General features: G+C 70.0%; 13 protein-coding genes. 8 read left to right on the top strand and 5 right to left on the bottom strand.

Annotated features, from left to right (window positions below; translation table 11 throughout):
• Positions 1–53: 53 nt before the first annotated feature.
• The 5 genes from G3I71_RS21880 to G3I71_RS21900 all read left to right on the top strand — a co-directional run bounded on the left by G3I71_RS21880 (position 54) and on the right by G3I71_RS21900 (position 5,133).
• The gene (locus G3I71_RS21880) at positions 54–830 is read left to right on the top strand and encodes an MHYT domain-containing protein (protein ID WP_164316522.1); all 777 of its coding nucleotides are present in this window, start codon (positions 54–56) and stop codon (positions 828–830) included.
• Between the two features lie 64 nt (positions 831–894).
• On the top strand, positions 895–3,423 hold the full coding sequence (locus tag G3I71_RS21885) for a nitrate- and nitrite sensing domain-containing protein (RefSeq protein ID WP_164316523.1): 2,529 nt from the start codon (positions 895–897) through the stop codon (positions 3,421–3,423).
• Entirely contained in the window at positions 3,420–3,857 is a 438-nt protein-coding gene (locus tag G3I71_RS21890) for a roadblock/LC7 domain-containing protein (RefSeq protein WP_164316524.1), read from the top strand. Before G3I71_RS21885 ends, G3I71_RS21890 begins: the two co-directional genes overlap by 4 nt.
• A 22-nt stretch (positions 3,858–3,879) precedes the next feature.
• Complete coding sequence (locus G3I71_RS21895; RefSeq protein WP_164316570.1) at positions 3,880–4,293, top strand: DUF742 domain-containing protein; 414 nt, start codon at positions 3,880–3,882, stop codon at positions 4,291–4,293.
• 234 nt (positions 4,294–4,527) lie between these two features.
• On the top strand, positions 4,528–5,133 hold the full coding sequence (locus G3I71_RS21900; RefSeq protein WP_164316525.1) for an ATP/GTP-binding protein: 606 nt from the start codon (positions 4,528–4,530) through the stop codon (positions 5,131–5,133).
• 32 nt (positions 5,134–5,165) lie between these two features.
• Here G3I71_RS21900 and G3I71_RS21905 read toward each other — a convergent pair whose 3' ends face one another.
• Positions 5,166–5,594, bottom strand: a complete 429-nt coding sequence (locus G3I71_RS21905) for a PPOX class F420-dependent oxidoreductase (protein WP_164316526.1) — start codon at positions 5,592–5,594, stop codon at positions 5,166–5,168.
• 95 nt (positions 5,595–5,689) lie between these two features.
• Between G3I71_RS21905 and G3I71_RS21910 the strand changes: the two genes are divergently transcribed.
• Positions 5,690–6,103, top strand: a complete 414-nt coding sequence (locus G3I71_RS21910; protein ID WP_164316527.1) for a roadblock/LC7 domain-containing protein — start codon at positions 5,690–5,692, stop codon at positions 6,101–6,103.
• Positions 6,104–6,229: 126 nt separating this feature from the next.
• Positions 6,230–7,228: a DUF6397 family protein gene (locus G3I71_RS21915; protein ID WP_164316528.1), complete on the top strand. Its 999-nt coding sequence runs from the start codon at positions 6,230–6,232 to the stop codon at positions 7,226–7,228.
• Positions 7,229–7,243: 15 nt separating this feature from the next.
• Here G3I71_RS21915 and G3I71_RS21920 read toward each other — a convergent pair whose 3' ends face one another.
• Together G3I71_RS21920 and G3I71_RS21925 are read right to left on the bottom strand one after the other, a co-directional pair.
• On the bottom strand, positions 7,244–8,113 hold the full coding sequence (locus G3I71_RS21920) for an acyl-CoA thioesterase II (protein ID WP_164316529.1): 870 nt from the start codon (positions 8,111–8,113) through the stop codon (positions 7,244–7,246).
• Positions 8,114–8,132: 19 nt separating this feature from the next.
• Positions 8,133–10,646 carry a DEAD/DEAH box helicase gene (locus tag G3I71_RS21925; protein WP_164316530.1) on the bottom strand — a complete coding sequence of 838 codons (2,514 nt, stop codon included), beginning with the start codon at positions 10,644–10,646 and terminating at the stop codon, positions 8,133–8,135.
• Between the two features lie 145 nt (positions 10,647–10,791).
• Here G3I71_RS21925 and G3I71_RS21930 point away from each other — a divergent pair, with 145 nt between their 5' ends.
• On the top strand, positions 10,792–11,586 hold the full coding sequence (locus tag G3I71_RS21930) for a metal-dependent hydrolase (RefSeq protein WP_164316531.1): 795 nt from the start codon (positions 10,792–10,794) through the stop codon (positions 11,584–11,586).
• 23 nt (positions 11,587–11,609) lie between these two features.
• On the opposite strand, the gene G3I71_RS21935 is transcribed toward G3I71_RS21930, so the two are convergent.
• Complete coding sequence (locus G3I71_RS21935; protein WP_164316532.1) at positions 11,610–11,867, bottom strand: type B 50S ribosomal protein L31; 258 nt, start codon at positions 11,865–11,867, stop codon at positions 11,610–11,612.
• A gap of 57 nt (positions 11,868–11,924) precedes the next feature.
• Positions 11,925–12,395 carry a DUF5709 domain-containing protein gene (locus G3I71_RS21940; RefSeq protein ID WP_164316533.1) on the bottom strand — a complete coding sequence of 157 codons (471 nt, stop codon included), beginning with the start codon at positions 12,393–12,395 and terminating at the stop codon, positions 11,925–11,927.
• Positions 12,396–12,401: the final 6 nt, after the last annotated feature.

Consider the following 12,401-nt stretch of genomic DNA (forward strand, 5'->3'; position numbering starts at 1 on the left):
TTTCGAAATGCGCCCCCGTTGTGCTCCCGTGCCCCCACTAGCGTCCCGTGGTCATGGGACACTTGGACCACGCCGCCTTCGGATGGCTGACCCCCGTACTGTCATACGTGATGGCCTGCATAGGCGCTGCTCTCGGGCTGCGCTGCACCGTCCGTGCGCTCGGCGCGACCGGCCGCTCGCGCCGCAACTGGCTCGTCACCGCGGCCTCCGCGATCGGCACCGGCATCTGGACCATGCACTTCGTGGCCATGCTCGGCTTCAGCGTCCGCGGCACCGACATCCGCTACGACGTGCCGCTGACCATCCTCAGCCTCCTCGTCGCCATGGCCGTAGTCTCCGCCGGGGTCTTCGCCGTCGGCTACGGGCACGACCGCGCCCGCGCGCTCTTCGTCGGTGGACTCACCACCGGGCTGGGCGTGGCGAGCATGCACTACCTCGGCATGGCGGCGGTACGGCTGCACGGTGACGTGAAGTACGACCCGGCGCTCGTCGCGCTCTCCGTGGTGATCGCCGTCGTCGCGGCCACCGCGGCCCTGTGGGCGGCGCTGAACATCAAGTCACCGATCGCGGTGACCGTCGCCTCGCTCGTCATGGGGGCGGCCGTCAGCAGCATGCACTACACCGGGATGTTCGCGGTGCAGGTGGCCGTCACGCCCTCCGGCGAGACGCTGCCCGGGGCCACGGCGATGCAGTTCATCTTCCCCCTCGCCGTCGGCCTCGGGTCCTACCTCTTCCTGACCTCGGCGTTCGTCGCGTTGTCGCCGACGGCCGGGGAACGCGAGGCATCCGCGTCCGCCCAGCGACCGGTCGACAGCGTCGCTGCCCGGTAGTCGCGCGCACCGGGTCGGCGACGCCCGGCGAGCACACCCCGAACGACGTACGAGCGAGGAGGCCATGCGCACACCCCGTAGGACCCCGATACCCGGCGCCGGGACGGCGCCCCCGCCGCGCGGACGCCGCGCGCACGCCGGCCCGCCGGCCGAAGAAGACTCCGAAGAATCGTTCGGAGCCCTGCCCGACGAGGTACCCACACGTGAGGGACGCTGGCGCCTGCGGCCGGGAACCGTCCGCGCCAAGATCGTCTGTCTCCTGATGGTGCCGGTTGTCTCCCTGCTCGCGCTGTGGGCGTACGCCACCGTCACCACAGCCCAGGACGTTGCCCGGCTGCGGCAGTTGCAGCGTGTCGACTCCCAGGTGCGCGCGCCGGTCGCCGCCGCCGTCGCCGCACTCCAGGCCGAACGCACGGCCGCCGTACGCCACGCCACCGATCCGGCGGCGGTCCCGGGCATCGACCTCAGGACGCTCGGCGAGCGCACCGACCGGACCGTGGCGAAGCTGCGCCTCGGCGGCCGCAACACCGTCGCCGACGGCGAGGAACTGCCCGCCGGAGTCGCGGAGCGCCTGGAGAGCTTCGTCGCCGGCGTGGAACAACTGCGCACGCTGCGGACCTCGGTACTGGACCGCCGTACCGGATGGGCCGAGACGTACGCGCAGTACACCAGGAGCATCTCGGCGGCCTTCGCCGTGGGCGGTGCGCTCACCGGTATCCAGGACGCCGAACTCGGCTCCGACGCGCGCGTACTGCTCGAATTCTCCCGCGCGGGAGAGGCGTTGGCCCAGGAGGACGCCGTTCTCGCCGGGGCGCGGCTCGCCGGCCGCCTCGACGGGCCGCGGCTGCGGCTGTTCACCGGAGCCGTCGACACCCGCCGCACCCTCCTCGAAGCCACCGCCTCGGACCTGCGCGGGCCGGAACGAGCGACCTGGCAGAACGTCGCGGCAGGCACCGCGTACTCCACACTGGCCGCTGTCGAGGACAAGGTGCTGGGCGCACGCCCGGGCACCAAGGCGATCGCAGCCGCGCCCGAAGCCACCTGGACCAAGGCACACGCACGCGTGCAGGGCGGCATGCGTGCCATCGAGGCGGACGCCGGCCACGACGTCGCGGACCGGGCCGATCCCTTCACCCGGGGCCTGCTCACCCCCGCCGGTGCTGCGGTGCTGTTCGGCCTGGCCTCCGTCGTCGCGTCCCTGGTGATCTCCGTACGCATCGGACGGGGCCTCGTCGTCGAGCTGGTGAGTCTGCGTAATACCGCCCTGGAGATCGCCCGGCACAAACTCCCGCAGGCCATGCTCAAGCTGCGCGCGGGAGAGGAGATCGACATCCGGGCCGAGGCGCCCCCCGGACCGCCCGCCGAGGACGAGACCGAACAGGTCGCGGAGGCCCTGGGCACCGTGCACCGCGCGGCCCTGCGCGCCGCCGTGGAACGCGCGGAACTGGCCAGCGGCATCTCCGGCGTCTTCGTCAACCTCGCGCGCCGCAGCCAGGTCCTCGTACACCGTCAGCTGAGCCTCCTCGACAGCATGGAGCGCAGGTCCGACGACCCGAACGAACTCAGCGACCTGTTCCGGCTCGACCACCTCACCACACGTATGCGGCGCCACGCGGAGAGTCTGATCATCCTTTCCGGAGCGGCACCCGGCAGGGCCTGGCGGCTGCCGGTCTCCCTGACGAACGTGGTCCGCGCCGCCGTCTCCGAAGTCGAGGACTACGCGCGCGTGGAGGTACGTCAGTTCCCCGAGGCGTCCGTCACCGGCGCCGCGGTCGCCGACCTCACGCATCTCCTGGCCGAGATCGTCGAGAACGCCGCCCAGTTCTCACCCCCGCACACCAGGGTGCGCATCACCGGTGAACCTGTCGGCAACGGCTATGCCGTGGAGGTCGAGGACCGGGGACTGGGGATGGGCAAGGACACCCTCGCCGAGGCGAACCGCCGCATCGAACAGTCCGAGACGCTCGACCTGTTCGACAGCGACCGGCTCGGCCTCTTCGTGGTCAGCAGACTCGCCGCACGGCACGGCATCAAGGTGCACCTGCGGACCTCTCCCTACGGCGGTACGACCGCGGTCGTCCTGCTGCCCACGGCCCTGCTGCACGGTGGCGCGGCGGAACGCTCCCCCCGCGCAGCGGTGGACCGTGAGCCGGCCGTCGAACGCGAGTACGCGCGCGTGCCCGCTGCCGCCGCCCCGCACCAGGAACCGGTCCGGGCACCGGCGGACCGCCCCGCACTGGTGGCGACCGCACAGGCCCCGGCGGATACCGCCCCCGAAACCCCACCACCAGGAGTGACCGCCCTGCGACTGCACCGGACGCCCGAGGACCCTGGCGACGCGGAGGAGTCCGACGACCTCCCACGCCGCGTCCGGCAGGCGCACCTCGCCCCGCAACTGCGCGAACAGCGCCCCGAGGAGCCGACCCGCACGCCGGGTTCCCGGAACGAGGAGAAGCGCACCCCCGAGGCCGTACGGGACCGCATGGTGGCCTATCGCGACGGCTGGGTGCGCGGTGGCGGCAGTTCACCCGGCCGCGGAGCCGCCCGAGGCCCCGAAACCGGCAGCGACAGCAGCGAAGGAGACCGCGCATGATCAAGGACTCGAGCACGAGGGCGGATCGGCGGTCCGGTGAGCTCGACTGGCTGCTGGACGACCTGGTACTGCGCGTCAGCGAGGTACGGCACGCGGTGGTGCTGTCCAACGACGGACTCGCGGTGGGCGCCTCCACCGATCTCAAACGCGAGGACGCGGAGCACCTCGCCGCGGTCGCCTCCGGCTTCCACAGCCTGGCCAAGGGCGCAGGCCGCCACTTCGGCGCCGGTGGCGTGCGCCAGACCATGGTGGAGATGGACGACGGCTTCCTGTTCGTCGCCGCCGCGGGCGACGGCTCCTGCCTCGCGGTGCTCACCGCCGCGACCGCCGACATGGGCCTCGTGGCGTACGAGATGGCGCGACTGGTGAAACGCGTGGGTGAGCACCTCCACACGGCGCCGCGGGCAGCGGGCCGCCCGCCCGCCGCAGGATGAGGCGAGAGGGCGGTCCGTGCAGATGACCGAGGACACGACAGGCACCCCGCAGGAACCGGGCAGCCAGTGGTACGACAACGAGGCCGGGCCCCTCGTGCGCCCTTACGCCATGACGGGCGGACGCACCAGATCCGGCCCCACGGGGGTCCGCTTCGACCTGATCGCGCTCGTCACGCTCGACCCGGGCGCGCCCGGCATGGACGACGACACCGCGCTCGGCCCCGAGCATCGGGCGCTCATCGACCTGTGCCGTACGGAGACGCAGTCCGTCGCCGAACTCGCCGCGGACGCCGACCTCCCCGTAGGGGTGGTGAGGGTGTTGCTCGGCGACCTGCTGGAGCTGGGCTGCGTCACCGTCAGCCGTCCGGTGCCGCCTGCCCAGCTGCCCGACGAACGCATTCTGCGCGAGGTGATCGAAGGACTGAGGGCGCTGTAGATGAGAGACACGGAACCATCCGGACCACGCCGAGTTGTGCACCCTTCCGGACACCGAACGGGTGCGAGTCGGTCACATCGGTCTAATAGCAGTCCAATCCCCCGGCGGGGGCCGGCAGTTGCCATGATGCTGACCTCGCACACACGCAGCGACGCCGCGCGCGGACCCACCGCGAGGGCGCGGCACGCACCAATGGACGTCGACCGTTGCCGGCCCTCCCGAGAGAAGTGATCGATGGTCTCCGAGCACTCCGACGCCACGGACGACGAGACGTCCGCCCTGGCGTTGAAGATACTGGTCGCCGGCGGGTTCGGCGTGGGCAAGACCACCATGGTGGGCGCGGTCAGTGAGATCAGGCCGCTGCGCACCGAGGAACTGCTGAGCGAGGCCGGCCAGTTGGTGGACGACACCGACGGCGTGGACCAGAAGGTCACGACGACCGTCGCCATGGACTTCGGCCGCATCACCATCCGCTCAGGCCTCTCGCTGTACCTGTTCGGTACGCCGGGCCAGGACCGTTTCTGGTTTCTGTGGGACGAACTGTCGCAGGGCGCCCTCGGAGCCGTCGTCCTCGCGGACACCCGCCGACTGGAGGACTGCTTCCCCGCCGTCGATTACTTCGAGCACCGGCACATCCCGTTCGTGGTGGCCGTCAACTGCTTCGCGGGCGCCCGCTCCTACGTCGCCCAGGACGTGTCGCGCGCCCTCGACCTCGACCAGGGCACGCCCGTGGTGCTCTGCGACGCCCGCAACCGCGACTCGGGCAAAGAAGTACTGATCCGGCTGGTCGAGTACGCCGGGCGGATGCACACCGCCCGGCTGCTCGACTCCGTGAGCTGACGCGAGGAGGACGCGGCTGAGCCGCGTCCTCCTCAGTGGGCGACGGCCGTCTGCGCCAACACCTTCTCGATGTGTACGCGGACGAGCAGTTCCCCCGGAACGCCGTTGCGGGCACCGAACTCCTCGGCCCGTGCCTCACCCATGTAGCGCGCGCCTATGCGCGCGGCCCAGTGCCGGACGTCGTCGAGTTCCTCCGACAGCGTCGCCCGGCCCTGAATCACCACATAGGCGAACGGTGGCCGGTCGTCGTCCACGCACAGGGCGACCCGGCCGTCACGGGCCAGGTTGCGTCCCTTCACCGTGTCCTTCCCCGTGTTGAACACAAGGTCGTCACCGTCGAGCAGAAACCAGATCGGGGCCACGTGAGGGCTCCCGTCGGCTCGGACGGTCGACAGTTTTCCGGTGCGGGTGCCGTGCGAGACGAAGGCCCGCCATTCCTCGGCAGTCATCTTCTGTGCCATGCACCCATCCTCCTTGCTCGGGGGTCGGCCGTGGGGAAGGCTGACTGACCGGATCCTTCGGCTTGGAGGACCTGCCGCACGGGGAGACCACAAACATGGTGCAGAACCAAGGACTTGGCTGGCTGCTCGACGATCTGACCGAGCGTGTCGAACACATACGGCATGCCCTAGTCCTGTCGAACGACGGGCTGGTGACAGGCGCCAGCACAGGACTTCGACGAGAGGACGCCGAGCATCTCGCAGCTGTGTCGTCGGGCCTGCACAGCCTGGCGAAAGGCTCGGGACGCCACTTCGGCGCGGGCAAGGTGCGTCAGACGATGATCGAGTTCGATGACGCGGTGCTGTTCGTCACGGCGGCCGGCACCGGCAGCTGTCTGTGCGTACTCAGCGCCGCGGAGGCCGACATCGGCCAGATCGCCTACGAGATGACACTGCTTGTCAATCGGGTCGGCGAACACCTCGACGTGGATGCCAGACAACCCGAGCAAACTCCGGCGTCAGACATCTGACCTGCGGATACGGCCTCGCTGAGAGAGTTATCCACAGGCTCGCCGGTCGGAGCGCCGAACCGGCTACGGTTTTTCCCGAGGCCGGCGCACACGGCGCGGGCCATCCACTCCACGGGGAGACCTACCATGTCCGGCGTCAGCATCACACGACCCACCCAGACGGCCACCGCATCGGCCGCCGGCACGCTCCGCACCTCCGGCGCGCCGTTCGCGCCCAGCCGTGCCGCACGCGAACTGGGGCTGAAACGCCGCGAGTTCGACCTCGCGGTCCATCTCGGGTGTGTCCGGACCGTGCCTGACGAAGGGGGTGGGGGCCGACGCGTCGCGCGCGACGAGATCGACCGTCTGCGCAACGACGCACATTTCCCGGGGACACTGCGAGAACGCGTCCGGGCGGTGGGTACGGCGGATGGCGCGAAGCTCATGGATGTACCGCCCACCCGGTTCACCCGCCTGGCGCGGCTTGGGCTGGTGACACCGGTGAACTTCTACCTCAACCGCTACAGGGCCGTGGTCTGGTTGTATCTCGCCGACGAACTACGGCAGTTCGCCGCAGGCACGGACTCCGCCCCGCTGCTGACCGGCCGCACTTCCCAGAGCCTGCGGGACCGACTCGAAGCAGGCCTTGACCTGCGGCCCCGCAACTGGCGGGGACGACAACTGGGATTCCTGCTCCGAACAGCCGACGACCCGTGGGCGCGGGCCGCCGTCGTGGCGTCCTTCCTCGACCCCGCCCAGGTCGCGGAACTCGTCAACGACCCTTACGAACGCTCTTACTTGAACCGCTTCCGGCCGGAGCAGCCGACCCACGGGGTGCCGGGTTCGCCCGCCGCCCGGCTCGCGGAACGGATCATGACGGCGGAAGACCCGGACGAGATCGGCTGGCTCCGCGCAGACCTGACCGGAACCCTGGCCGAAGCCCGTGACCACCGACCCGCACCGCGCCCGGGGGCGGAACAGATCCCGCCCCCGGGCGAAGAGCTCGAGCAGGAGGCTGTTCGGTCCGTGCCCCCGCAGCAGGACAGCCGCCCCGAGGCACCCGAGCGAACCCGCGGTCTGTTGAGCCGACTGCGCGGCAGAAACCCACGCCCCGCCCGGGACCGGAAGCACGCCGCGCGAGTCTGAACAGGACGAGGCTCCTCAGCCCAGCTTTCGGAACAGCCCCTCCTGGACCACGGAGACGAGCAGCCTGCCCTCGACGTCGTAGATCCGGCCGCGGGCCAGCCCGCGCCCGCCCGTGGCGATGGGGGACTCCTGGTCGTACAGGAACCACTCGTCCGCACGGAACGGCCGGTGGAACCACATGGCGTGGTCCAGCGAGGCCATGTCGAAGGTCCGCGGGCCGAACAAGGGCTCCACCGGGAGGCGGACGGCGTCGAGCAGCGTCATGTCGCTGGCGTACGTCAGCGCGCACGTGTGGACGAGCGGGTCGTCCCCCAGCGGACCGACCGTGCGCATCCACACAGCACTGCGCGGTTCCAACTGCTGGACCTCCTCGGCGGTCCAGAGCAATCGGTCCACATAACGGATGTCGAAGGGCTGACGGCGCGCCATTCGCTCGAACTGCTCGGGCAGCGTGCCGAGATGCTCCTTGATCTCCTGGGTGACGTTCGGCAGGGACTCCGGATCGGGGACCTTCCGGACCGGCGGCAGCTGATGTTCGAAGCTGCCTTCCTCGGGCTTGTGAAAGGAGGCGGTGAGATTGAAGATCGTGCGGCCCTGCTGCACGGCCGTGACCCGCCGGGTCGTGAACGACCGGCCGTCACGGACCCGTTCGACCTGGTACACGATCGGCACGCCCGGCCGGCCCGGGCGAAGGAAGTACGCGTGCAGCGAATGCACCGGGCGCTCGCCGTCCGTGGTGCGCCCGGCGGCGACCAGTGCCTGGCCCGCCACCTGGCCGCCGAAGACCCGCTGGAGGGATTCGTCGGGGCTGCGGCCACGGAAGATGTTGACCTCGATCTGCTCCAGATCGAGCAGGTCGACGAGTCTCTCGGCTGCGTTCGTCATACGTGCGATTCTCCTGTGCTCACAGCTGGCCGACGGCGGTGACCTTGATGACTGCCCGGCTCTCCGCGTCGGAGGCCACGAGGTCGACCTCCGCGCTGATGCCCCAGTCATGGTCACCGTTCGGGTCGGCGAAGGCCTGCCGGACGCGCCACAGCCTGTTCTGCGGCTCCTCCTCGATCATCAGCAGCCGGGGGCCGCGGGCGTCGGGGCCGGTGCCGAGGTCCTCGTACTCGTCCCAGTACTTGTCCATCGCCTCGCCCCACGCGTCGGCGTCCCAGCCGGCCTCCGCGTCCAACTCGCCCAGCGCCTGCACCTGGTCGAGCGCGGCCAGCTCGACGCGGCGGAACATGGCGTTGCGGACGAGGACACGGAACGCGCGCGCGTTGGCCGTGACCGGTTTGACCTGGTCCGCCTTCTCCTGGGCCTCCTCGGCGGTCATCACCTCCGGGTTGGCGAGCTGTTCCCACTCGTCCAGGAGGCTGGAGTCGACCTGGCGCACCATCTCGCCCAGCCAGGCGATCAGATCCTGCAGGTCCTCGGACTTGAGGTCGTCGGGGACGGTGTGGTCGAGGGCCTTGAAGGCGCCGGCGAGATAGCGCAGCACGATGCCCTCGGTGCGGGCCAGATCGTAGTGGGACACCAACTCGGTGAAGGACATGGCCCGTTCGTACATGTCACGGATGACTGATTTGGGGGAGAGAGGATGATCGCCGACCCACGGGTGGCTCTTGCGGTACGTGTTGTAGGCGTGGAAGAGCAGCTCTTCCAACGGCTTCGGGTACGAAACGTCCTGGAGGCGCTCCATGCGCTCCTCGTACTCGACGCCGTCCGCCTTCATCGCCCCGACGGCCTCACCGCGCGCCTTGTTCTGCTGGGCCGCGAGAATCTGGCGCGGGTCGTCCAGCGTGGACTCGACCACCGACACCATGTCCAACGCGTACGACGGCGACTCCGGGTCCAGAAGCTCGAAAGCGGCCAGCGCGAAGGTGGACAGCGGCTGGTTGAGCGCGAAGTCCTGCTGGAGGTCCACGGTCAGGCGCACGATACGGCCGGTCGCATCCGGCTCGTCCAGCTTCTCGACGACGCCGCCGTCCAGCAGCGAGCGGTAGATGGCGATCGCGCGCCGGATGTGCCGCAGCTGCTGCTTGCGCGGCTCGTGGTTGTCCTCCAGCAGGTGCCGCATCGCGTCGAAGGCGTTTCCGGGGCGGGCGATCACCGACAAAAGCATCGTGTGGGTCACCCGGAAGCGGGACGTCAGAGGCTCGGGGTCGGAGGTGATCAGCTTCTCGAAGGTGTTGTCCGTCCAGCCGACAAAACCCTCGGGCGCCTTCTTGCGGACCACCTTGCGGCGCTTCTTCGCGTCGTCGCCCGCCTTGGCGAGCGACTTCTCGTTCTCGATGACGTGCTCGGGCGCCTGGGCGACGACGTAGCCCGCCGTGTCGAAGCCCGCGCGGCCCGCCCGGCCTGCGATCTGGTGGAACTCCCGCGCGCGCAGGTTCCGTACGCGATTGCCGTCGTACTTCGTCAGCGCTGTGAACAGCACCGTGCGGATGGGCACGTTGACGCCGACGCCGAGGGTGTCCGTGCCGCAGATGACCTTCAACAGGCCTGCCTGGGCCAGCTTCTCGACCAGACGCCGGTACTTGGGGAGCATGCCGGCGTGGTGGACACCGATGCCGTGCCGGACGTAACGGGACAGGTGCTGGCCGAACTTGGTGGTGAAGCGGAAGTTGCCGATCAGCTCGGCGATCTTGTCCTTCTCCTCGCGCGTGCACATGTTGATGCTCATCAGGGCCTGCGCCCGCTCCACCGCCTGCGCCTGCGTGAAGTGCACGATGTAGACGGGCGCCTGCCGGGTGTCCAGGAGTTCCGTCAGGGTCTCGGTCATCGGGGTCAGCTTGTACTCGTACGACAGCGGGACCGGGCGGATCGCCGAGCGGACCACCGAGGTCGGGCGGCCGGTGCGGCGGGTGAGGTCCTGCTCGAACATCGAGACGTCGCCCAGTGTCGCCGACATCAGGATGAACTGCGCCTGCGGCAGCTCCAGGATCGGGATCTGCCAGGCCCAGCCGCGGTCGGCCTCGGCGTAGAAGTGGAACTCGTCCATCACGACCTGGCCGACATCCGCCTGCTTGCCGTCGCGCAGCGCGATGGACGCGAGCACCTCGGCCGTGCAGCAGATGACGGGGGCATCCGAGTTGACCGAGGCGTCGCCGGTCAGCATCCCGACGTTCTCCGTGCCGAAGATCTTGCACAGCTCGAAGAACTTCTCCGAGACCAGGGCCTTGATCGGAGCGGTGTAGAAGGTGACCTCGTCCCGGGCCAGCGCGGCGAAGTGCGCGCCCGCCGCGATCATGCTCTTGCCCGAGCCGGTGGGCGTCGACACGATCACGTTCGCACCCGAGACCACTTCGATCAGCGCCTCCTCCTGGTGCGGGTAGAGCGTGAGACCGCGCTCCTGCTGCCACGACTCGAAGGCTTCGTAGAGGGCGTCGGGATCTGCGGTCTTCGGCAGCTGATCGATGAGGGTCACGCCCCCATCTTGCCTGTGATCCCAGGTGAAGGGGGAATCGGATGCCCGTCCGAAGATCATGGCGGCTACGCTGTGTCGCCGACGGAGCGTCAGCGCACCCGGTCAACTGGACAGCGGCGTACGAGGAATAGGGCGGAACACGGCCATGATGGGACCAGCACACTCACTCTCGGGGGCCGCGGCCTGGCTCGGGGTCGGAGCCGCCGCGGCCGCGGCCGGCAAGCCGATGCCCTGGCCGGTGCTCCTGGTCGGTGCCCTGATCTGCGCCGGTGCCGCACTCGCCCCGGACCTCGACCACAAGGCGGCGACCATTTCGAACGCCTTCGGCCCGATCTCGCGCGGCCTGTGCGAGATCGTCGACAAGCTCTCCTACGCCGTCTACAAGGCGACGAAGAAGCAGGGCGACCCGCGCCGCTCGGGCGGGCACCGGACACTGACGCACACCTGGCTGTGGGCGGTTCTGACCGGTGGGGGCGCCTCCGCGGTGGCGATCGCCGGGGGCCGTTGGGCGGTGCTGGCGATCCTCTTCGTGCACATCGTGCTCGCCATCGAAGGCCTGCTGTGGCGGGCGACGCGCGGGTCCAGCGCCGATGTCCTGGTCTGGCTGCTGGCAGCGACCAGCGCCTGGATCCTGGCCGGCGTCCTGGACAAGCCGGGCAACGGCGCGGACTGGCTCTTCACGGACCCGGGGCAGACGTACCTGTGGCTCGGGCTGCCGATCGTGCTCGGCGCGCTGGTGCACGACATCGGGGACGCGCTGACGGTGTCGGGCTGCCCGGTCCTGTGGCCCATCCCGATCGGCCGCAAGCGCTGGTACCCGATCGGCCCGCCGAAGGCGCTGCGGTTCCGGGCGGGCAGCTGGGTCGAACTGAAGGTGCTCATGCCGGCGTTCATGCTGCTCGGGGGAGTGGGCTGCGCGGCGGCGCTCAACCTCATCTGAGGTCGGCCGCCGAGACAGCCGTCTCAGTTCTGGCCCTCACCGCCGCCGTATCGCCGTTCGAAGGCGGCGACGCGGCCCTCGGTGTCCACCGGTCGGGCCTTGCCGGTGTAGAACGGGTGGCTCTCCGAGGAGATCTCCACGTCCACGACCGGGTACGTCTCACCGTCGTCCCACTCGATGGTCTGCTCGCTCGTCGCGGTGGACCGGGTCAGGAAGGCGTATCCGGCGGTCCGGTCCCGGAAGACGACCGGCTGGTAGGCGGGCTGCTTGTCCTGCTGCATGCGTGTACTCCTTGCTTCGGCTGTCGGCCCCGCGGGGCCCCTGCGTCAGGGGGACGGTCAGCCGGACAGGGCGTCCTCGTCCACGATGTGCATCGCGGCCTCCTCGGCCGAGGAGGCCGCGCCGTCGATGCCCACGTCGGTGGCGATCAGCCCGCTCTCCCCGTCCTCGTGCGCTCCCTCGTTGGGGGCCACCAGACGGCCGGAGCGGACTGCGCCCACCTCGTTGTCCAGCGGCTCGCCGTCCGTGTCCGCGCAGTCGCCGATGCCGTCGCCGTCCGGTGCCGTGACGTCCGGCAGTTCCTCGGCGAGGCGCTGGTCCAGGGTCTCGCCCTGACGGCGCTCCGCCGCCGTCACACCGGTGCGCTCCACCGCCCAGGGCCGGTCCGGAGGGGACCAGCCACGGTCGAGGGGATCATCGACCCCGTCCGTGACCAGGGTGTCCTCGGCGTCGAGGAGACCCGCGTCGTCCTGAACCTCGGATCCGTCGGGCTGGTAGACGTCGTCTCCCCATCCCTCGTCACTGTCCACGGGTAC

Source organism: Streptomyces sp. SID12501, from assembly GCF_010550245.1.
GTDB lineage: Bacteria > Actinomycetota > Actinomycetes > Streptomycetales > Streptomycetaceae > Streptomyces.